Genomic DNA, 21834 nt, shown 5'->3' with positions numbered 1-21834 from the left:
CCTTAGTCGGCCAGGGCGATCGGCCCGATTTCATCGAATACGTCACCCGGTCCTGGGTTTTCCGGGTGAGTGCTGCCACCGAAGTGGGTCATGATGCCCCACACCGCGTTCAGCGAGGTCTGCACCGCGCCCTCGACCCAGGCTGGGGTCCACGACACATCATCACCGGCGATAAAAATCCCACGTTGTTCGGCGGGCATGTCCTTCTGCATGAAGTGCGCATACATACGCTGGTTGTAGCGATAGTGGCCCGGCAGTGCGCCTTTGAAGGCCCCGAGGAAATGCGGGTCGGCTTCCCATGACACGGTGATCGGGTCACCGATGATGCGTGCCTTGATATCGACGTTCGGGTAGATCTTTTTCAGGGCGTCGAGGGCCAGTTTTACACGCTTGTCGATGGGCTGCGGCAGCATTTTCAGGGCGTCGCTCATCCACGAGTACGACAGGCAGATCACCCCCGGCTTATCGTCGCCGTTATCGAACAGATAGGTGCCACGGGTCAGGCGGTCGGTGAGGGTCATGCTCATCAGGTCGCGGCCGGTTTTCGGGTCTTTGTCTTTCCAGAACGGGCGGTCGACCATCACGAAGGTTTTCGAGGACTGCATGTAGCGCGTGCGGTCCAGGGCCATCCACATCTTTTGCGAGAACAGGGTTTCGTCGCATTCGATCTGGGTGGTCAGCAGCCAGCTTTGGCAGGTGGTCAGCACCGCGGCGTATTCGCGGGTGTCGCCATAGTTGTCGGTGACGGCGAAACGGCCATCGGCGGCATGGGCGATACGTTTCACCCCGGCCCGAGGCGCGCCCCGGTGTAGCGAACTCAGGCTGGTGCCGGCTGGCCAGTGGGCGCAGCGCTCCGGTACATGGCGCCAGATGCCCATCGGCACCTGGGCCACACCGCCGACCACCAGGTGTTGATGGTCGTCGCAGTTGGTCATCACTACACGGAAGATTTCCAGCATGGAGTTGGGGAAGTCCGAGTCCCAGCCGCCAGTGCCAAAACCGACCTGGCCGAAGACTTCGCGGTGCAGGAATGACAGCTTGGCGAACGCCTTGGAGGTCGCGACGAAGTCGTAGAAGGTGCGGTCATCCCACAGTGGCACCAGCTTGTTCCATAGCTCCTTGAGGCGCGGCACGTCACGGTCGCGGATGGCCTGCTGGATATCGCCGAACTGCGAGCCAGCTTCCAGGGCATCGGCCCAGGCGTCCGCCACTTCCTGGAACAGCACCGGCAAGTCGGAGAGTTTTTGCGCGTAGTGGGTCTGGCCTTCAAGGTCGATGACCGTACTGCCGGACGCCGGGGTCAGTGGGTTGGGGAAAGGTTTGGTTTCCAGCCCCAGCTTATCGACATAGTGGTAGAACGCGGTGGACGACACCGGAAAGCGCATGCCGCCCAGCTCGGCGATGATGCCTTCGGCACCTTCGAAGGCTTGGGAGCGCAGACGGCCACCCATTTTCGAGGCTTCGTACACCACCGGCTTGAGACCAAGCTTCATCAGCTCGTAGGCGGCCACCAGGCCCGCGATCCCGGCGCCGACGACCGCCACTTCGGCACCGTGGTGGGCGGCGGGGATGCTGCCGAGGCCGGCCGGGTGTTCGATCCAGTCATCAAAGGCAAACGGAAAGTCTGGGCCAAAGATGGTGATGGGCTTTTTACCGTCTGCAGGGTGGCGATTGTTTTTGTTGAACGTGTTCATGGCTGACCTTGCTGGATACCCGGCGGGGCACGACCCGCTGAGTATAGGAAAAGATGGCAGCCAGTTTAGTGAGCGTTGCGTACGTTAATAAGACGCAATGTGTCGTCGAATTGATCTGTTTTGAGTCAAAGTGACGAGTTGCGTGGTCAAACTGGCTGTCCACGATCCAATTTGTTACTGAGGATGATCGAAGTCGTGGTTTTCTCCACGCCGTCCACGCTGCCGATCTGGTCGAGCAATTGGTCCAACTGCTCAGGCGAATCCGTGCGCAGCCAGGCGACGTAATCGAACTCGCCACTCACTGCGCACAGCTGCTGCACCTGGGCCATGGCGCTTAACCGGCGCAACACCTCTTTGCCAGAGCGCGGTTGCACGGTGATGCCCACGTAGGCTTGCAAACCTCCGTCCGCCACCCGCTGGCTCAGGCGCACGCCATACCCGGTGATCACCTGGGTTTTCTCCAGGCGCGCCAGGCGAGAGGTCACCGTGGTGCGTGCGATGCCCAGCTGCCGGGCCAGCATGGCCACGCTTTCGCGGGCGTTGATCTGCAAGGCGGCGATCAGTTGGCGATCGATTTCATCTAGGGCGGGCAAGGTGAGGGCTCCGAAACGGGGGCAATAAGCAGGCATCTTACAGGCTGGCGTCAGCGAGCAGGCAGCGGGCAAACAGTTGCGGTACGGGGAGTTGGCGCTGGTTATAGCGACTGAGCAGGATGATTTCGCGGTAAAAGGTCAGGCTGCCCAGCGGGATAATTCGTATCTTGGGCGAGCGTTCCAGCCACAACCCGGCCTGAGGAATCAGCGATACACCCAAGCCGCACTCGACCATCTTGACGATGGCCTCCAACTCGTCCAACTCCAGCGACACCTGCACATCGAGCTTCTGCTCACGCAGGAATCGACTGACCAACCGACCACCAAATGAGGCACGGTCATAACGCACGTGAGGCTGCGTCGCGAGCAGTTGCAGAGGGTTATCGCCCGCCAGCGTGTCAGGCACGATCAGCACAAACGGCTCCTTGCGCAGCACCTGCACATGCAACTCCTTGGGCAGGTCGAAGGGCGGACGGATGATGATGGCCGAGTCCAATTCGCCTGCATCTACCTGGCTCAACAGCTCCAGGGACACCCCCGGTATCAGCTTGCACTCCACCGCCGGCGCCGCCTGGCGCAAACGCACCAGCGCCTGGGGCAGCACACCGGTTTGCGCGGTAGTGATGGCCCCGACTTTCAACTCACCCCGGTACTCGTTGGCGTCTACCGGCACTGCCATGCGGTTGAAGGTTTCCAGAATCTCCTTGGCCAGCGGCAGTGCGCGTAGCCCGGCAGCATTCGGCGTGGCCTGGCGTCCGGTGCGGTCGAACAATGGCACGCCGAGGGCCTGCTCCAATTGACGAATTTGTGCACTGACCGCCGACTGCGTCAGCCCGATATGCATACCCGCCGCCGCAAACGTACCGTGCCGGGTTACCGCAATAAAGGTTTTCAGTTCGCGCAGCATGGGCCTCTCGATTGATCGAAATAATTTGAGCTCGACGCAAAAACTATCGTCTTTTCATCGTCAGGAGCAAGGCTAAACTCGATGCACTTAACGCCCATAGAGGTTTGACCTGATGACACTTGCGCCTTTTCACCTGGCAATTCCGGTATTCGATCTGGCCGCCGCGCGGCACTTCTACGGCGACGTCTTCGGCCTGGAAGAAGGCCGCTCCAGCGACCATTGGGTCGACTTCAACTTCTTCGGCCACCAATTGGTGATCCACGAACACCCGAAAACCGCCTCGCAGGAGGCCGCCCACACCAATGCCGTAGACGGCCACGATGTGCCTGTGCCGCACTTTGGCGTGGTGCTGGGCTGGGACGATTGGCATGCCTTGGCGGAGCGCTTGCAGGCGCGGCAAACCCGGTTCGTGCTGGAACCGCATATTCGGTTCAAGGGGCAGGTGGGGGAACAGGCAACGCTGTTTCTGTTTGATCCGTGCGGGAATGCGCTGGAGTTCAAGGCATTCAGGGATATTGGGCAGTTGTTTGCGAAGTGAGGCTGCCAGACACACAAAAGCCGCGCAATGCGCGGCTTTCGAATTGGTGGGCCCACACGGACTTGAACCGTGGACCAAAGGATTATGAGTCCTCTGCTCTGACCAACTGAGCTATAGGCCCTGTAACAGGTCGCGGATTATAACGATGGTTTCCCCGCTGTGCCATCCGAATAATCCTCAATGCGCATACGAAGAAACGTAGCAGCAAAAAGCTCCGGCGGTAGCGGCAGGCTGACGATGTAGCCTTGCATCTGTTCGCAGCCTTCGGCCGCCAGGAAGGCTTGCTGTGCGGGGTTCTCCACGCCTTCGGCGATGATGGTGAATTGCATGCTGTGGCCCAGGGCGATGATGGCGCGCACGATGGCGGCGTCGTGGGGGTCGTCGGGCAGGCCGCGGACGAAGGACTGGTCGATCTTGAGGAAGTCCAGGGGCAGGCGCTTGAGGTAGCTGAGGGATGAATAGCCGGTGCCAAAGTCATCAATGGCCAGCTGTACGCCAAGGTCTTTGAGTTGGTGCAACACCTCCAGCGCCTCTTCAGCCTGGCTCATGATGAAATTTTCGGTGATTTCCAATTGCAGACGGCCGGGGGCGAGTTGGTAGTCATGCAGCAACTGTTCGATACGGCTCAGTAAGCCGGGGTGGCGCAACTGCGCGCCAGCGAGGTTGACCGACAGTGGGCCGAAATCGTCGAAGTGGCCTTGCCAGGCGTGCATTTGCCGGCAGGCTTGTTCCAGTACCCAGTCGCCAATTTGCAGGATCATGCCGTTTTCTTCGGCCAGGGCGATGAAGTGTTCGGGGGGGACGTCGCCAAAGGTGGGGTGGCGCCAGCGGATCAAGGCTTCGGCGCCGATCAGTTCGTGGGTCGTCAGGCTTAGTTTGGGCTGGTAGTAGAGGCTCAACTCATCGCGCTCGATGGCGCGGCGCAGTTCGTGTTCGAGTGCCACGCGTTCGTTGGCCTGGGCGGTGAGGTCTCGGGTGTAGCTTTCGACCCGGTTGCGCCCTTTGGCCTTGGAGCGGTACATCGCCGCGTCAGCGTTCTTGACCAGCGTGGCAACGTCGGTGCCGTCCTCGGGGTACAGGCTGGTGCCGATGCTGGCGCTGATAAAAAACTCGTGCTCACCCGCCTGGAACGGCGGTGTGAAGCAGGCCAGCAGTTTATTCGCCAGGTACTGGGCGTCGCTGGCGTGCTGCAAGCCGGGGAGCAGGATGATGAATTCGTCGCCGCCCAGGCGGGCGACGGTGTCGATGTCGCGCAGTTGTTCCTTGAGGCGTACGGCGATGTCTTTGAGCAGCAGGTCGCCGATCGGATGGCCGAGGCTGTCGTTGATGTGTTTGAAGCGGTCCAGGTCGAGAAACAGCACGGCGCCCTGTTTACCGGTTTCCTGATGGCCGTTGAGGGCCGCTTGCAGCCGGCTTTCGAACAGCGTGCGGTTAGGCAGGCCGGTCAGCGGGTCGTGGTGCGCCTGGTAGTCGAGGCGGGCCTGGGCGAGTTTGAGGCTGGAGATGTCGGCAAACACTGCGACGAAGTGCGTGATCAACTGGTCGCGATTGCGCACGGCACTGATCGTCAACCAGCTTGGGTACACTTCGCCGTTCTTGCGACGGTTGGAAATCTCGCCCTGCCAGTGGCCCTGGGCAGTCAACTGGTGCCACATGGCGGCGTAAAAGGCGCTGTCATGCAGGCCGGATGCCAGCAGGCGCGGGGTGTGGCCGAGGGCTTCGGCCTCGCTGTAGCCAGTGATCTCGGTGAAGGCACGGTTGACGGCGCTGATGTTCTGCCGGGTGTCAGTGATCAACACACCTTCAGCGGTGCTCTCGAACACCGTGGCGGCCTGTTGCAGTTTTTCCTGCATCAGCTGGCGCTCGGTGATATCGCGGGCAATGGTCAGCATGCAGTCTTCGTCGCCGATCGGCAACGGGCGGCTGGACAGTTCGCACAGGCGGATCTGCCCATCGCTGCGGCGGATATGGCAGATGAAGTCACGCACAAAGCCATCGCGTTGCATCATTTCCAGCATGTGCTTGCGTTCGTTGAGGTCGACCCAAATGCCAAGGTCCAAGGTCGATTGGTCGAGGGAGGTGGCGCTGGTGAAGCCGGTGATCCGGCTGAAACCATCGTTCACTTCAATCAGCAGGCCATCGCGTTGTCGGCTCAGCAACAAGCCGTCGGGGGAAGCGTGGAAGGCCTTGGCGAATTTCTCCTCGGAGGTTTGCAGTTGTTGCTGGGTTTCCTTGAGTTGGGTGATGTCACGCACCACCACCACGATGGCCTCTGTGGTGTCGAGTTGGAACGGCTCGGCGGAAATCAGCCCGGTGAAGGCCTGACCGTTGCTGCGCAGAAAGGGCATTTCCAGGTTGCGGATGCTGGTGGTCTGCACCCGCTGCAGCAGGTCGGGACCAACGCCCTGAATGCCCCAGATATTCAGCTCGGTAGCGGTTTTACCGACGACCTGTTCGGCCGTCAGGCCAATCTGGTCTTCAAACGCCTTGTTCACTTCCAGTAGGCAGCCATCAGACAGTCGCGCGATCACTAGCATGTCCGGGCACTGCTGGAACACCGAGGCGAATTTTTGCTCGGACAGCTGCAAGGCTTCCTCGGTGCGCTTGGCCTCACTGATATCGATCATCAAGCCGCGCAGAACCGGCTCATGACCATGTTCGATCAGGCTGACAATGTCGCGTACCCACAAGCAACGGCCGTCAGCGGTGATCACCCGGTAATCAATGCTATGGTCGCGGTTAGCGCGGGTTTCGCGATAGCAGTAGGCTTCGGTGCGGATCAGATCGGCGGGGTGAATGATGTTGCGCCAGAAGCCTGGGATCAGCCAGTGCGCACGCGGGTAACCGAGCAAATCTTCAGCGTGGGGCGACACATAGCTGTAGGTGAAGTCGGTGATACTGGCTTCCCAGGCAATGGCGGACAGGCTCTCCACCAGGCCGCGATAGTGGTACTCGCTGCTGCGCAGTTCCTGTTCGAGGGCAACACGGCGGGAAATTTCCGAACTGAGCCGGCGATTGATCCGAATCACCACGGCCAATACGGTACTCAGCATGAGCACTGCGGGCAGGCCGTAGGTCAGCAGGTCGGTCCAGAAGGTGCGGTGATCGGTAAAGCTGCCGACCCAATGTTGCTGGATGGCGTCGGTTTCTTGTGGGCTGAGGTCGGCGAGTACCTTGTCCAGAATGCCCACCAGCATTTTGTTGTCACGCGGTACGCCCATCGCCAATTGGTAGCGGTAGGGTGTTTCGCCGCTGACGTACAAGCCGTCGAGCTTGAGTTGGCGCAGGCTCCAGACGCTGGAAGCCAGGTCGCCGACCACCGCATCCACTTCATCGGTCGCCAGGGCTTGCAGCGTCGAGCTGACATTCGGCATGGCCACCAGGTTGAGATCCGGGTGATGGGTGCGCAGCAGCTCATGGGGGGCGTAGTTTTCCACCACGGCAATCTTCAAGCCGTAGAGGTCCTTCAGGGTACGTGGTTTGGCGCCGCCCTCATGGGCCAGGATGACGATGGGAAAGTCCAGGTAAGGCCGGGTGAACGCCATATAGCCCTGGCGCTCCGGCGTGGACATGATGCCTGGCAGCAGATCGAGCTGATTGTTACGGGCCTGTTCCAGTACCGCACTCCAGTTCGCCGGCTCGATCAATTTGACGCGCACGCCAAGGCGGTCCTGGATCAGGCGCACATAATCCGCTGCCAAGCCTTGGTAGCGGCCATTCTCGTCACGGTATTCAAAGGGTGGCCATGACGCATCCACCCCGAGGCGCAACTCCTGATGGTCCGCCAGCCAGCCACGCTCATCATCACTAAGAGTCAACGCGCCAGCCGTTGCGGTCCAGGTCAGCAGCGACAGCAGCAACACAGTCGGCAATCTGGGCATAACGGTCTCGTTATGGCACGGGGAATGTTTCGAGTGTAGACGGGCATTGCGGGGGAGGAGGGGGGGCGTAGGATTTTATCGATACAAAACAAAACCCCCGGCCTGGGCCGGGGGTTCTGTTATCACTCGTCGAGGAAGGAGCGCAGATGCTCGCTTCGCGTCGGGTGGCGCAACTTGCGCAGCGCCTTGGCTTCGATCTGACGGATCCGCTCGCGGGTCACGTCAAACTGCTTACCGACTTCCTCAAGGGTGTGGTCGGTATTCATGTCGATGCCGAAACGCATGCGCAGTACCTTGGCTTCACGGGCAGTGAGGCCGGACAGTACGTCGCGAGTCGCTTCTTTCAAGCTCTCAACGGTGGCGACATCGATTGGCGACTGCATGGTCGAGTCTTCGATGAAGTCACCCAAATGGGAGTCTTCGTCATCACCAATCGGGGTTTCCATGGAGATCGGCTCTTTAGCGATCTTCAATACCTTGCGGATCTTATCCTCAGGCATTTCCATGCGTTCGCCCAGCTCTTCCGGGGTCGGTTCACGACCCATTTCCTGCAACATCTGCCGGGAAATACGGTTGAGCTTGTTGATCGTCTCGATCATGTGCACCGGAATACGGATGGTGCGGGCCTGGTCGGCGATCGAGCGAGTGATCGCCTGACGGATCCACCAGGTGGCATAAGTCGAGAACTTGTAGCCGCGACGGTATTCGAACTTGTCCACAGCCTTCATCAAGCCGATGTTGCCTTCCTGGATCAGGTCGAGGAATTGCAGGCCACGGTTGGTGTACTTCTTGGCGATGGAGATCACCAGACGCAAGTTCGCTTCAACCATCTCTTTCTTCGCGCGGCGGGCCTTGGCCTCACCGATCGACATGCGACGGTTGATGTCCTTGATCTCGGCAATCGTCAGACCGGTTTCGGTCTCCAATGCTTGCAGCTTCTGCTGGCAACGAATGATGTCCGGCTGCAGGCGACCAATGGCTTCGGCGTATTTCGCCTTGCCCTTGGCCAGTGCGTCGGTCCAGCTTTCGTCTACTTCGTTGCTCGGGAACTGGCGCAGGAAGTCGGCACGCGGCATGCGTGCATCACGGACACAGAGCTGCATAATGGCGCGCTCTTGTGCACGCAGACGTTCCAAGGCACTGCGAACACGCTCAACCAGGCCTTCGAATTGCTTCGGTACCAGCTTGATCGGCATGAACAGCTCAGCCAGGGCCAGCAGCTCGGCGATTGCCAGCTTGTTGGCGCGACCATGCTTTTTCAGGGCCTTGCGGGTGATTTCCATTTGATCGGAAACGGCACCGAAACGCTGGGCAGCGATGATCGGGTCTGGACCGCTTTCAACTTCATCTTCGTCGTCGCCGCTGGCTTCAGCGTCGTCGTCTTCGGAGTCGTCGTCCGCTTTCGCAGCCTTGGCATCGACTGGCGGCGGCACTTCGGCGGCCGGCGGCGCAATGCCGTCGTCCGGGTCAATGTAGCCACTCAGTACGTCGGACAGGCGACCACCTTCGGTGGTGACGCGGGTGTACTCGGAGAGAATATGGTCAACCGTGCCAGGGAAGTGCGCGATTGCGCCCATCACTTCACGGATGCCCTCTTCGATACGCTTGGCGATTTCGATTTCGCCTTCGCGTGTCAGCAGCTCGACGGTACCCATTTCACGCATATACATGCGCACAGGGTCGGTGGTACGACCGATATCGGTCTCCACAGCAGCCAGCGCGGCAGCCGCTTCTTCAGCGGCAGCCTCGTCGGTATCGGCGTCCGCCAGCATAAGGGAATCCTTATCTGGCGCAGCTTCGAATACGTTGATCCCCATGTCGTTAATCATGCGGATGATGTCTTCCACCTGCTCTGGATCTGAAATATCCTCAGGCAGGTGGTCGTTGACCTCCGCGTAAGTCAGGTAACCCTGCTCACGACCGAGAACGATCAACTCTTTGATACGAGACTGCTGTTGCGCTTTTCCGGACATAACACCCTATCCACTGAAGGTCTTGGCGGGCAAAAAACAAGCCGAGGATTATACCCGAGCTATGACCTCACACGCCAGCTGAGGTCGGGTTTGATGCGGAAACATTCTGTTTTAAGAGGTCGCGCATCTGTTTTGCTATCTGAATTTGCTCTTCAGCCGATAATCCAGGCTGCCTTGCTCTCTTGATGAGTTCGTCGAGGGTCTGCGTGTGCTGACCCGCGGATAACCTAGTAATGGTGTCTAAAAACTGTTGTTCAAGGTTATCGCCGTCAATTAGCCACTCCTTTTCTGCGAGTGCTTTCAATAACCGGCCTTGTTCGGTGCCATGCCAGCGCGCCATCAACTGAATGGAGTTTAGCTTAGGATTTTTCTGTACCGCCTCGATCAAGGCGATCAGTACCTGGGCATAAGTGTTACTTGCGTTGGCAAAGTGATCGGCGCTCTCGACTTTTTCCGCCAATTGCGGGTGGTGGATGAGCGTGCGCAGGGCAATGAGCGTTGGCGCCTCTACAGCAACCGGCGTTCGTGGAGCGTAAGCCTCGTCGCGATCACCGCGCTTGCCGTTCTTGCTCCAGGGTTTCTTTTCCCATTTCTTGCCGTCGTTGCCAGACTTTTTCGGTGTCCACTCCTGCTGGGGCGCGTAGGCCTCCTGCGGTTGGTGGAAGTCTGAATAGTCAGGCATGGCGTCGTAATCCATGCCTGGGTCGTAGGCCGGCGGCGGCGCATCATGCGGCGCGTTGTGCACCAGCTGGCTGACGGCTTCGCCGCTTAGCCCGGTGATTTCCTGCAAGCGCATGCGCATCAACGATTTCAGGTTGGCGCCGGGGACTTTGTCGATCAGCGGCGCCGCAAGGGTGGCCATATGGGCCTTGCCTTCCAGGGAGCGCGGGTCGGCTTCCTCGGTCAGTTGCTGGAAGAAGTAGTCTGCCAGCGGTTGAGCGTGTTGATTGATGCGTGCGCGGAATGCATCGGTACCTTCAGAGCGAACCAGGGTGTCCGGGTCTTCGCCTTCGGGCAGGAACAGGAAGCGCGCGCGACGTCCATCTTGCAGGCTGGAAAGTGTTGCCTCCAGCGCGCGCCAGGCGGCGTTGCGGCCCGCCTGGTCACCGTCGAAGCAGAACAATACGCTGGGCACTACGCGAAACAGGCGCTTCATGTGTTCTTCGCTGGTCGCGGTGCCGAGTGTGGCGACGGCATTGCGCAAGCCCTGTTGGGCGAGCGCGATCACGTCCATATAGCCTTCAACCACGATGATTTCATCGAGATTGCGGTTGTTCTTGCGCGCCTCGAACAGGCCGTAGAGCTCCTGGCCCTTGTGGAATACCGGGGTTTCCGGGGAGTTCAAGTACTTGGGCTTGTCGTCCCCCAGCACACGGCCACCAAAGGCGATGATGCGGCCCCGGCTGTCGCGGATCGGGAACATCACGCGGTCGCGGAAGCGGTCGTAGCGTTTGCCGGTTTCGGCGTTTTCCACCAGTAGGCCGGCGTCGATCATGGCCTTTTGCTGGAGGGTGTCGCTGCTCAGGTGCTTGTACAGGTTGTCCCAGCCGGGCGGGGCGAACCCCAGGCCGAAGTCGCGGGCGATTTCCCCGGTAAGGCCGCGACCTTTCAAATAGTCGACGGCGGCCTTGCGCTGCGGATGGCTTTTAAGCGCCTGACGGTAAAAGTCGGCAGCGGCCGTCAGCAGCGGGTACAGCGGCGAGTCGGTGGGTTGGCGCGGCTTGTGTGCGCGGCCACTTTCTTCGCGAGGGACTTCCATGCCCGCCGCTTTTGCCAGGTCCTCGATCGCCTGGGGGAAGTCCAGGTTGTCGTGGTCCATGAGAAAACCCAGGGCGTTGCCACCTGCGCCGCAGCCGAAGCAGTAATAGAACTGCTTGTCCGGGCTGACGCTGAACGATGGGGTTTTCTCTTTATGGAACGGGCAGCAGGCGGTGTAGTTCTTGCCGGCTTTTTTCAGTTGTACGCGCGAGCTGACAACATCGACGATGTCGGTGCGGTTCAGAAGGTCGTCAATAAAGCTCTGGGGAATCAGCCCGGCCATGGCGTTCTCGTCATCACTGCGTGTCAATGAGGGCCCAATGATTGCTCAAGCGCACGCGTTGCGCGGCTCGATCATCAGTTGTCTGCTTGGGCATTCAGGAAGTGTATCTGCCGTTCATTCACTGACGTTAGTTTCAATCAGGTTTTTGGCATGGAAATGTTGCCCCGGCATCCGGTCTTGGCCAATGGCGGCCTCGGAAGCTCATCGTCGGGCACAGTCGATACAGTTGATCGCCTGTTTGAAGAATAAGTGTGCTCGTCAGTAGCCTTGATAGGCTCGTCAGAAGACGTGCACCGCTGGCAAAAGAGCCAGTCCTGACGTGTGAAGCAGTTGTCTCGGTCGCGTCTGCGGCGTCAACAGTGAAGCATCAAGCGATATCCGCAAATGCCATTAGCCCGGCTGAGGGCCGGGCTTGGCAGAAGCTTGCTACGAACGTCTGTGTATTAGTACAGACGAACGGCGCGGCGCTGTTCGCGCTGAACTTTCTTGGCGTGACGCTTAACAGCGGCTGCTGCTTTACGCTTACGCTCAGAAGTTGGCTTCTCGTAAAATTCGCGGCTACGAACTTCAGCCAGTACACCGGCTTTTTCGCAGGAGCGCTTGAAACGACGCAGAGCTACGTCGAAGGGTTCGTTCTCTTTAACTTTGACGGCTGGCATCCAGAGCTACCTTCTTTCATTACCGGGATCAACGTTCTCGTCGCAAAAAATTCGCGGCTGAGGTCGTCGGTTTTTAAGGGTTGCGGATGTTAACCCCTCATTGCCCGGAATGCAAAGCCTCTGATCGAAAACCGCTAGTCGGGAGGGGGAGTGACGACTATTATGCGCGCCTTCGAATTCAGCCTCTACAAGGCGCAAACCCATGCTAGTACTGGGACTTGAAACCTCCTGCGACGAAACCGGTGTCGCACTTTACGACAGTGAACGCGGGCTCTTGGCCGATGCGTTGTTCAGTCAGATCGACCTGCACCGTGCTTATGGTGGCGTGGTGCCGGAGCTGGCCAGCCGTGATCACGTCAAACGCATGCTGCCCCTGATCCGCCAGGTGCTGGATGAAGCCGGCTGCGTGCCGACCGAGATCGATGCAATCGCCTACACCGCAGGCCCCGGATTGGTCGGAGCCCTGCTGGTTGGGGCCTCTTGCGCCCAGGCGCTGGCGTTTGCCTGGGGCATTCCGGCCCTCGGCGTGCACCATATGGAAGGCCATTTATTGGCGCCGATGCTGGAAAAAACACCGCCAGAGTTCCCGTTCGTCGCATTGTTGGTGTCGGGCGGCCATACGCAGTTGGTTCAGGTGGACGGAATCGGCCAATACACCCTTTTGGGTGAATCCCTGGACGACGCTGCCGGTGAAGCTTTCGACAAGACCGCGAAGATGATGGGCCTCAATTACCCCGGTGGCCCGGAAATCGCGCGTCTCGCCGAAAAAGGCGTGGCGGGCCGTTACACCTTCCCGCGCCCGATGTGTGATCGCCCTGGCCTGATGTTCAGCTTCAGTGGTTTAAAAACCTCCGCGCTGAACACTTGGCAGCACAGCGTCAGCGCCGGAGACGACAGCGAGCAAGCCCGTTGCGACATCGCGCTGGCGTTCCAGCAGGCCGTGGTGGAGACTTTGACCATCAAGTGCAAGCGCGCCCTGAAACAGGCGGGCATGAAGCGCCTGGTGATCGCAGGCGGCGTCAGCGCCAACAAGGCCTTGCGCACGTCGCTGGAAAAAATGCTCGGCGACATGAAGGGCGACGTGTTCTATGCGCGCCCGGAGTTCTGCACCGACAACGGCGCGATGATCGCCTATGCCGGTTGCCAGCGTTTGCAGGCTGGGCAGCACGAAAGCCTGGCGATCAGCGTGCAGGCGCGCTGGCCGATGGAGCAGTTGTCGCCGTTGTAAGGCCACAAGGTGGGCTGGGCTCGTCGACGGTATTTAAAAATGCCGTTCGCGCCCGGCAAACAGGTCGCGTAAATTGCCCCGGTGGCGCCAGACGATCAGCAGTGTCAGCACGCTCATCGGCAGCAGTGCCGCCGGTTCTTGCCAGGCCAGTAGTGGCAGGGTGAGCGGGGTGGCGATCAGCGCGGCGAGCGAGCTGGTGCGGGTCAGGTAGAACGTCAGCAGCCAGGCGAGTACGGCCAGCAAGGCCGCCGGCGGGTAGATCCCCAGCAACATACCGGCTGCCGTGGCGACGCCTTTGCCACCGCGAAAGCGGAAGTACAGGGGAAACAGGTGGCCGAGGACCGCGCATACGCCGATCCAGGCCTGCTGTTGCAGGGGCAGGCCGGCGAGGCTGGCGATCAGCACGGGCAACAAGCCCTTGCACAGGTCGCCCAGCAGCGTCAGTACGGCGAGTTTCTTGCCGGCCAGGCGCAACATATTGGTGGCGCCGGCATTGCCTGAGCCACTCATTCGCGGGTCGGGATTTCCCGTCAGGCGGCTGAGCAAAATGGCGAAGGACAGCGAGCCGAGCAGGTAGGCGAAAATCGCCAGTGACCAAAACATGCTAACTATTCCGGGCGAGGACGCCCTGATTCTAACGGGGCATCGCGCCCTTGTCGTGCTGCGGAGAAGAGTGCTTGGACAGAGTGTTTATCGAAGGCCTGGAAGTCGACACCGTCATCGGGGCCTACGACTGGGAGCGTGGAATCCGCCAATGCCTGCGCCTGGACCTGAGTTTCGCCTGGGATAACCGCCCGGCCGCCGCCGGGGATGACCTGACGTTGGCGCTGGATTACGCCAGTGTGTCCGCGCGTATCCAGGCCTTTGCCGAGCAATCCCAGTACCAGTTGGTGGAAACCTTTGCCGAACGCCTGGCCGAAGTATTGATGAGTGAATTCCAGATTCCCTGGTTGCACCTCAAGCTGACCAAGCCAGGCGCCGTGCCGGCTGCCAAGGGTGTGGGCGTGGAGATCGAGCGCGGATGCCGCTAACTCAGGTTTACCTCGGCCTAGGCAGCAATATCGAGCGCGAGTCTCATCTGCGCGCTGGCCTGGATGCGTTGGCGAGTTTCTTGACCGATCTGCGTTGTTCGGCGGTGTTCGAAAGCCAGCCGGTGGGCATCAAGAGCGGTCCGTTCTTCAATCTGGTGGTGTCGGCCTACACCGACCTGCCGTTGATGGAGCTGGACCGTCGGTTGAAATTCATCGAGGCCGACAATGGCCGTTACGCGCCGGATCGCAAGGGTCTGCCGCTGGATATCGATGTGCTGTTGTATGGCGATCTGGTGGGCAATTTCGATGGGTTGATCCTGCCGCGTGCGGAAATCCTGAAGAACGCGTTTGTGCTGTGGCCGCTGTCGTTGATGGCGCCGGAGCGTGTGCATCCTGAGGTGGGCAAGACCCTGGCCGAGCTATGGCGCGATGCGCAGATTGACCAGGTGCTGGCGCCTGTCGGGTTTGAATGGCAGGGCCAGCAGCTGACATCAGACACACTTCTATAGGGCGTGCTGTTCCTTGTAGGTCTTCAGGGCCCTGAGCCGCTCGCGCTTCAGCGCCTCGCCCAATTCCGGGCCTTTGAAGCCTTTCTCCAGCAATGGCGCAACGGCAACCTCGCGGGTTGCCTTCGCCGCTCCGCGTAAATAATCCGCTTGTGGATAACTTCGTTGCTCCAGGCCCTTGCGGCCTCGGGCGTCCATCTCGCAAGCGACGATGAATTCCTCAAAGCGCTGCGGCCGACGGTAAACGTCGAAACTTTGCAGCAACTCCAGCAAAGTCGAGGCTTTTAGCTCCAACGCACGATGACCATGGGTGTGGTACTGGCCCACCAATAACGCCAATTCCTGGCAATCCCTTGGCACCTTGAAGCGCTCATTGACGGCCTTGATCAGCTTCAATCCCCGCTGCTCATGGGCGATGTGCTGCGGCAACTTATCCACAGGTGTCGTGCCTTTGCCCAAGTCGTGCAGCAAGCAGGCCCAGCGTACGGTCAGGGGCTGTTGGTGCAAGGCAGCCTGTTCCAGCACGCTCAAGGTGTGAATGCCGGTGTCGATTTCAGGGTGATGGGCTTCGGGTTGTGGGACGCCGAACAGCGCGTTCACTTCTGGCATCAAGGTTTTCAGCGCATCGCAGTCGCGCAGTACCTGGATGAACACGTGGGGTTGGTCTTCCATCAGCGCACGGGAGATTTCTTTCCAGCTGCGCTCAGGCGTCAGCGCCTCCAGTTCGCCGGATTCGCTGAGCTGGCGCATCAGTTCGAGTGTTTCTGGGGCAACGGTAAAACCCAGTGATGCGTAGCGTGCGGCGAAGCGTGCAACGCGCAACACGCGCAGTGGATCTTCGGCGAACGCCGGAGAAACATGGCGTAAAACGCGCTCTTCGAGATCACGCTGACCCTGATAAGGATCGGTCAAGTTGCCGTCATCATCTTCCGCCATGGCGTTGATCGTCAGGTCACGGCGGATCAGGTCTTCTTCCAGCGTCACCTCGGGGCTGGCGTGAAACACAAAGCCGCCATAGCCCCGGCCACTTTTGCGCTCAGTGCGGGCGAGGGCGTACTCGTCACCGTTTTTTGGGTCGAGGAACACTGGAAAGTCAGAACCCACCGGCTTGTAGCCCTTGGCGAGCATCTCTTCGGCCGTCGCGCCCACCACGACGCGGTCGATATCGGTAACAGGGATATCCAAGAGACGATCCCGTACCGCACCGCCGACTTTGTAGATTTTCATGAAAAAGCCTCCATTAGCGGCACAGGATACCGCCTGCGCCTGGCCAATGGAGGCTTTGCTGTTTCAGAGGTGAACGACGGCCAGGTCCAGGCGGCCGTAGTCGTTGTCGTTGTGATCGGTACGCGGTGGCACGTGGTGAGTTTTCATCACCTGGTCGCCCTGCAGGGTTTCCAAATGAATATCGAAGCCCCACAACCGGTGCAGGTGCTTGAGCACTTCCTCGGTGGATTCGCCCAGGGGTTTGCGGTCGTGCTGTTGGTGACGCAAGGTCAGCGAGCGGTCGCCGCGCACATCGATGCTGTAGATCTGCACGTTGGGCTCGCGGTTACCCAGGTTGTACTGGGCCGCCAGGGTTTCGCGGATGGTGCGGTAGCCGGGTTCGTCGTGGATTGCCGGTACCACCAGGTCATCCTTGAGGTCGTCATCCAGGATGCTGAACAGTTTCAGGTCCCGAATGACCTGCGGCGACAGGTACTGCAGGATAAAACTCTCATCCTTGAAGCTGCTCATGGCGAACTTGATGGTGGACAGCCAATCGCTGCCGGCGATTTCCGGGAACCAGCGGCGGTCCTCCTCGGTGGGGTGTTCACACATGCGCCGGATATCGCGGTACATGGCAAAGCCCAGGGCATAGGGGTTGATGCCGTTGTAGTAAGGGCTGTCGAAGCCGGGCTGGAATACCACGCTGGTGTGGGAGGTGAGGAACTCCATCATGAAGCCGTCGGTGACCAGGCCTTCGTCGTACAGGTCGTTCATCAGCGTGTAGTGCCAGAACGTGGCCCAGCCTTCGTTCATCACCTGGGTCTGGCGCTGTGGATAGAAGTACTGGGCGATCTTGCGCACGATACGCACGATTTCACGCTGCCAGGGTTCCAACAGCGGCGCGTGTTTTTCCAGGAAATAGAGGATGTTCTCCTGCGGTTCGGCGGGGAAGCGCGCATTGTCTTTGTCGCTGTTCTTTCCGGCTTTTTTCGGAATGGTGCGCCACAGGTCGTTGATCTGTTTCTGCAGGTGCTCCTCGCGCTCCTTCTGGCGCAGGCGTTCTTCCTCGGCGGAGATCGGATACGGGCGTTTGTAGCGGTCGACGCCGTAGTTCATCAGCGCATGGCAGGAATCGAGCAGGTCCTCCACCGCATCGATGCCGTGGCGCTCCTCGCACTGCATGATGTACTGCTTGGCGAACACCAGGTAATCGATGATCGAACTGGCGTCGGTCCAGGTGCGGAACAGGTAGTTACCCTTGAAGAAGCTGTTATGCCCATAGCAGGCATGCGCCACCACCAGTGCCTGCATGCAGATGGTGTTCTCTTCCATCAGGTAGGCGATGCACGGGTCGGAGTTGATCACGATCTCGTAGGCCAGGCCCATCTGACCGCGGGTGTAGGACTTCTCGGTGCTGAGAAAGTGTTTGCCGTAGGACCAATGGTGATAACCCAGCGGCATGCCAACCGAGGCGTATGCATCCATCATCTGTTCGGCGGTGATCACCTCGATCTGGTTGGGGTAGGTGTCCAGGGCATAACCCGCCGCAATGCGGCTGATTTCCCGGTCATAGGCCTGGATCAGCTCAAAGGTCCACTCGGAACCCGTGGAGATCGGTTGGCGTCTTTGCTCTTTTTTGGCGGTCATGTCACTAACCTGCGCTGGAAGAGTTCACGGAAGACCGGGTAGATATCGCCGGCCGAGACCAGTTGCTGCTGGGCGAACGTGTCGGCAAAGGCTTCGCCGATGCGCTCGTATTCGAACCACAGGGCCTGATGCTCACGGGGGGTGATTTCAACGTAAGTGTAGTACTGCACGAACGGCATGATCTGGTTGATCAGGATGTCGCGGCAGATCGGGGAGTCATCGTTCCAGTTGTCGCCGTCCGAGGCCTGGGCGGCGTAGATGTTCCATTCGTTGGCCGGGTAGCGCTCGGCCATGATTTCCTGCATCAGCTTCAAGGCGCTGGAAACGATAGTGCCGCCGGTTTCCCGTGAATAGAAGAATTCCTCTTCGTCGACTTCCCGGGCGCTGGTGTGATGGCGAATAAACACGACGTCGATCTTGTCGTAGTTGCGCTTCAAGAACAGGTACAACAGGATGAAGAAACGCTTGGCGATGTCCTTGGTGGCTTGGGTCATGGAGCCGGATACGTCCATCAGGCAGAACATCACCGCCTTGGAGCTGGGGTTGGGTTGTTTGACCAGCAAGTTGTACTTCAAGTCGAAGGTGTCGAGGAACGGCACGCGGTGAATGCGCGCGCTGAGTTTCTCGATTTCTGCCTCGATTTCCTGAATGTCGCCGAAGTTGTCCGGTTCTTCACGCTTCAGGCGCGCCAGCTCTTCCTTGGCTTCCTTCAGCTTGGCGCGGCTGCTGCCCGATAGGGCGATACGTCGGGCATGGGCCGAGCGCAGGGTGCGGATGATATTGATGCGGGACGGGTTGCCCTCGTTGCTGATCCCGGCGCGCACTGTCTTGAAGGTGTCGGTGCCGGTCAGGTTGCGTTTGACCAGGTTGGGCAGTTCCAGGTCTTCGAACATGAATTCGAGGAATTCTTCCTGGGTGATCTGGAACACGAACTCATCCATGCCTTCGCCGGAATTGCCCGCCTTGCCCGGTCCTTTACCGCCGCCACCGCCTTGGGGGCGCTGGATATGCTCGCCGGTGGTGAATTCCTTGTTGCCGGGATGAACCACGGTCTGTTTGCCGCCCCGGCCGTGGTGCAGCACCGGTTCGTCGATGTCCCGTCCGGGAATGCTGATTTGTTCGCCATGCTCCATGTCAGTAATGGAGCGGCGGCTGACGGCCTCTTCAACGGCCTTTTTGATGTGGTCACGGTAACGCCGCAGGAAACGCTGGCGGTTTACCGTGCTCTTGTTCTTGCCATTGAGGCGTCGGTCGATCACATAGCTCATGGGGAGCCCTCCGGGCAGCTTCACGTTACAAGCTTCAAGCCGCGAGCTGGAAGCTTAGAGACAAGCGGTCAGCTGCCAGGCCAGTGGCCTGGCAGTTAACGCCTGTCGCTGCCTTACTGCGATTTGCGAACCCGCAGATACCACTCGGAGAGCAGCCGTACCTGTTTGTCGGTGTAGCCGCGCTCAACCATGCGTGTGACGAAGTCGTTGTGTTTTTGCTGATCCTCCTTGCTGGCCTTGGCGTTGAAGCTGATGACCGGCAGCAGATCCTCGGTGTTGGAGAACATTTTCTTCTCGATGACCACCCGCAGTTTCTCGTAGCTGAGCCAGGTGGGGTTCTTGCCGTTGTTGTTGGCGCGGGCGCGCAGCACGAAGTTGACGATTTCGTTGCGGAAATCCTTCGGATTGCTGATGCCGGCCGGTTTCTCGATTTTTTCGAGTTCCTCGTTGAGGGCTACGCGGTTGAGGATCTCGCCGGTTTCCGGGTCGCGGTATTCCTGGTCCTGGATCCAGAAGTCGGCGTACAGCACATAGCGGTCGAAGATGTTCTGGCCGTATTCGCTGTAGGACTCCAGATACGCGGTCTGGATTTCCTTGCCGATAAACTCGATATAGCGTGGCGCCAGGTATTCCTTGAGGAAGCGCAGGTAGCGTTCGCGAGTTTCTGCCTGGAACTGCTCCTGTTCTATCTGCTGTTCCAGCACGTAGAGCAGGTGCACCGGGTTGGCGGCAATTTCGTGGGGGTCGAAGTTGAAGACCTTGGACAGGATCTTGAACGCGAACCGCGTCGACAGGCCGTTCATGCCCTCATCCACGCCGGCGGTGTCGCGATACTCCTGGATCGATTTGGCCTTGGGATCGGTGTCCTTGAGGTTTTCGCCGTCGTACACGCGCATCTTCGAATAGATGTTCGAGTTCTCCGGTTCCTTGAGGCGTGACAGCACGGTGAACTGGGCAAGCATCTTCAGGGTGTCGGGTGCGCAATGGGCCTTGGCCAGCGAACTGTTGAACAGCAGTTTGTCGTAGATCTTGATTTCATCGCTGACCCGCAGGCAGTACGGCACCTTGACGATGTAGATCCGGTCGATGAAGGCTTCGTTGTTCTTGTTGTTGCGGAAGGTGTGCCACTCCGATTCGTTGGAGTGCGCCAGCAGGATCCCGGTGAACGGAATCGCGCCCAGGCCTTCGGTGCTGTTGTAGTTGCCTTCCTGGGTCGCGGTGAGCAGTGGGTGCAGCACCTTGATCGGTGCCTTGAACATCTCCACGAACTCCATCAGGCCCTGGTTGGCCCGGCACAGCGCGCCCGAGTAGCTGTAGGCGTCGGCGTCGTTCTGCGGGTATTCTTCGAGCTTGCGGATATCGACCTTGCCCACCAGCGCCGAGATGTCCTGGTTGTTCTCGTCGCCTGGTTCGGTCTTGGCCACGCCGATCTGGTTGAGGATGGACGGGTAGAGCTTGACCACGCGGAACTGGCTGATGTCACCGCCGAACTCGGCCAGGCGCTTGGTAGCCCAGGGCGACATGATGGTGTTGAGATAGCGGCGTGGAATACCGAAGTCTTCTTCGAGGATCGCGCCATCTTCGGTGGCGTTGAACAGGCCCAGGGGCGACTCGAAGACCGGTGAGCCCTTGATGGCGTAGAAGGGCACCTTCTCGATCAATTGTTTGAGCTTCTCGGCCAGGGACGATTTACCGCCGCCGACGGGGCCGAGCAGGTAGAGGATCTGCTTCTTCTCTTCCAGGCCTTGGGCAGCATGGCGGAAGTAGGAGACGATCTGGTCGATGCATTCTTCCATCCCGTGGAAGTCTTCAAAGGCCGGATAGCGGCGGATCACCTTGTTGGAAAATATTCGCGACAGGCGCGAATTGTTCGAGGTGTCTATCAGCTCCGGCTCGCCAATTGCCAGCAGCAGGCGTTCGGCGGCAGACGCGTAGGTGCTGCGATCCTGTTTGCACAGCTCGAGATACTCTTGCAGCGTGAGTTCTTCCTGCTGTGTGGATGCGAAGCGTTGTTGGAAGTGGCTGAAAATACTCATGACGTCGTCACCTCGCTCGATACGTGGAGCCGACGCCGGATCAATCAGTCGATGCTGGCAGACATTGGCAGACGCCAATGGCCGTTTTCCCCCCAGAACACCCTGAAACGCTACCGATGACCCGCACGCCGGTGTACCGGCTCTCCCCTGATTCGGATGGCCTGCGCTTAAGGATAGTTCGGAATCGGAGAGGTCAAGGCGCGATGCGCAATTAGTTTGGCTGCGCCGTTCGTCAGAAACGGCGCGAGCCCAAGCGTCACGCGGGGTAGCGGGGTGTGAAAAAAATTATTGCGAATTGCCTGAAGAAATTTCCGCAGGATAAGTCGTACGCCACAGTTCAAAGCCGCCGTCCAGGCTATAGACGTCGGAGAAGCCCTGGCTGATCAGGTAGGCTGCTGCGCTCTGGCTGGAATTGCCGTGGTAACAGGCCACGATCACCGGTGCGTCGAGGTCGGCGGCACGGATGAAATCCGCAATGTTGACGTTGTCCAGGTGCTGGGCACCGGTGATGTGGGCGGCCGCATAGGTCGGTTGGTCACGGATATCGACCACCACCGCGCCTTGCTCGCGCAGGGCCTGGGCTTGTTCGGGAGGGATACGTTTGAATTCGCTCATGGCGGGCT

17 protein-coding genes and 1 tRNA gene are annotated in these 21834 nt (G+C 59.6%); 4 read left to right on the top strand and 14 right to left on the bottom strand.

Annotated features, from left to right (window positions below):
- Nucleotides 1-2 precede the first annotated feature (2 nt).
- The 3 genes from HX812_RS00275 to HX812_RS00265 form a co-directional block, all read right to left on the bottom strand.
- Nucleotides 3-1694 (bottom strand): NAD(P)/FAD-dependent oxidoreductase, encoded by a 1692-nt coding sequence (locus HX812_RS00275; RefSeq protein WP_038843039.1) that lies wholly within the window; start codon nt 1692-1694, stop codon nt 3-5.
- 146 nt (nt 1695-1840) lie between these two features.
- On the bottom strand, nt 1841-2287 hold the full coding sequence (locus HX812_RS00270; protein ID WP_038843036.1) for an Lrp/AsnC family transcriptional regulator: 447 nt from the start codon (nt 2285-2287) through the stop codon (nt 1841-1843).
- Nucleotides 2288-2324: 37 nt separating this feature from the next.
- A complete protein-coding gene (locus HX812_RS00265) occupies nt 2325-3194 on the bottom strand; it encodes a LysR family transcriptional regulator (protein WP_038843034.1) in 870 nt (289 codons plus the stop codon).
- A gap of 112 nt (nt 3195-3306) precedes the next feature.
- Between HX812_RS00265 and HX812_RS00260 the strand changes: the two genes are divergently transcribed.
- Entirely contained in the window at nt 3307-3732 is a 426-nt protein-coding gene (locus HX812_RS00260; RefSeq protein WP_033898104.1) for a VOC family protein, read from the top strand.
- Nucleotides 3733-3776: 44 nt separating this feature from the next.
- On the opposite strand, the gene HX812_RS00255 is transcribed toward HX812_RS00260, so the two are convergent.
- The 5 genes from HX812_RS00255 to rpsU form a co-directional block, all read right to left on the bottom strand.
- Nucleotides 3777-3853: transfer RNA gene (locus HX812_RS00255), tRNA-Ile, on the bottom strand.
- A gap of 16 nt (nt 3854-3869) precedes the next feature.
- Nucleotides 3870-7613: a bifunctional diguanylate cyclase/phosphodiesterase gene (locus tag HX812_RS00250; protein WP_038843031.1), complete on the bottom strand. Its 3744-nt coding sequence runs from the start codon at nt 7611-7613 to the stop codon at nt 3870-3872.
- A 122-nt stretch (nt 7614-7735) separates the two neighbouring features.
- Nucleotides 7736-9586 carry an RNA polymerase sigma factor RpoD gene (gene rpoD / locus HX812_RS00245; RefSeq protein ID WP_038843028.1) on the bottom strand — a complete coding sequence of 617 codons (1851 nt, stop codon included), beginning with the start codon at nt 9584-9586 and terminating at the stop codon, nt 7736-7738.
- 67 nt (nt 9587-9653) lie between these two features.
- Nucleotides 9654-11627 carry a DNA primase gene (gene dnaG / locus HX812_RS00240; protein WP_038843026.1) on the bottom strand — a complete coding sequence of 658 codons (1974 nt, stop codon included), beginning with the start codon at nt 11625-11627 and terminating at the stop codon, nt 9654-9656.
- A 443-nt stretch (nt 11628-12070) separates the two neighbouring features.
- Nucleotides 12071-12286 (bottom strand): 30S ribosomal protein S21, encoded by a 216-nt coding sequence (gene rpsU / locus HX812_RS00235; protein WP_002551877.1) that lies wholly within the window; start codon nt 12284-12286, stop codon nt 12071-12073.
- Between the two features lie 202 nt (nt 12287-12488).
- Here rpsU and tsaD point away from each other — a divergent pair, with 202 nt between their 5' ends.
- Nucleotides 12489-13514, top strand: coding sequence for a tRNA (adenosine(37)-N6)-threonylcarbamoyltransferase complex transferase subunit TsaD (tsaD, locus tag HX812_RS00230; protein ID WP_017739515.1), 1026 nt, complete (start codon nt 12489-12491; stop codon nt 13512-13514).
- A gap of 33 nt (nt 13515-13547) precedes the next feature.
- Here the strand turns inward: tsaD and plsY are convergent, their stop codons facing one another.
- A complete protein-coding gene (plsY, locus tag HX812_RS00225; RefSeq protein ID WP_038843023.1) occupies nt 13548-14117 on the bottom strand; it encodes a glycerol-3-phosphate 1-O-acyltransferase PlsY in 570 nt (189 codons plus the stop codon).
- 74 nt (nt 14118-14191) lie between these two features.
- On the opposite strand from plsY, the gene folB reads away from it, so the two are divergent.
- Nucleotides 14192-14545, top strand: coding sequence for a dihydroneopterin aldolase (gene folB / locus HX812_RS00220; RefSeq protein ID WP_015886183.1), 354 nt, complete (start codon nt 14192-14194; stop codon nt 14543-14545).
- Nucleotides 14536-15054, top strand: a complete 519-nt coding sequence (folK, locus tag HX812_RS00215) for a 2-amino-4-hydroxy-6-hydroxymethyldihydropteridine diphosphokinase (protein ID WP_038843020.1) — start codon at nt 14536-14538, stop codon at nt 15052-15054. Before folB ends, folK begins: the two co-directional genes overlap by 10 nt.
- On the opposite strand, the gene HX812_RS00210 is transcribed toward folK, so the two are convergent.
- The 5 genes from HX812_RS00210 to glpE form a co-directional block, all read right to left on the bottom strand.
- A complete protein-coding gene (locus tag HX812_RS00210) occupies nt 15049-16278 on the bottom strand; it encodes a multifunctional CCA addition/repair protein (RefSeq protein WP_177128186.1) in 1230 nt (409 codons plus the stop codon). The genes folK and HX812_RS00210 overlap by 6 nt on opposite strands.
- Nucleotides 16279-16341: 63 nt before the next feature.
- Complete coding sequence (locus HX812_RS00205; protein ID WP_033898111.1) at nt 16342-17907, bottom strand: SpoVR family protein; 1566 nt, start codon at nt 17905-17907, stop codon at nt 16342-16344.
- A complete protein-coding gene (locus HX812_RS00200; protein WP_016977872.1) occupies nt 17904-19175 on the bottom strand; it encodes a YeaH/YhbH family protein in 1272 nt (423 codons plus the stop codon). Before HX812_RS00200 ends, HX812_RS00205 begins: the two co-directional genes overlap by 4 nt.
- A 113-nt stretch (nt 19176-19288) precedes the next feature.
- Nucleotides 19289-21211 carry a PrkA family serine protein kinase gene (locus HX812_RS00195; RefSeq protein ID WP_038843013.1) on the bottom strand — a complete coding sequence of 641 codons (1923 nt, stop codon included), beginning with the start codon at nt 21209-21211 and terminating at the stop codon, nt 19289-19291.
- Between the two features lie 285 nt (nt 21212-21496).
- A complete protein-coding gene (glpE, locus tag HX812_RS00190) occupies nt 21497-21826 on the bottom strand; it encodes a thiosulfate sulfurtransferase GlpE (protein ID WP_033898114.1) in 330 nt (109 codons plus the stop codon).
- Nucleotides 21827-21834 lie beyond the last annotated feature (8 nt).

Source organism: Pseudomonas sp. IPO3749, assembly GCF_013386605.1.
GTDB lineage: Bacteria > Pseudomonadota > Gammaproteobacteria > Pseudomonadales > Pseudomonadaceae > Aquipseudomonas > Aquipseudomonas azotoformans_A.
Note: the sequence above shows the minus strand (reverse complement) of the source record. Positions and strands in the feature narration are given on the sequence as shown.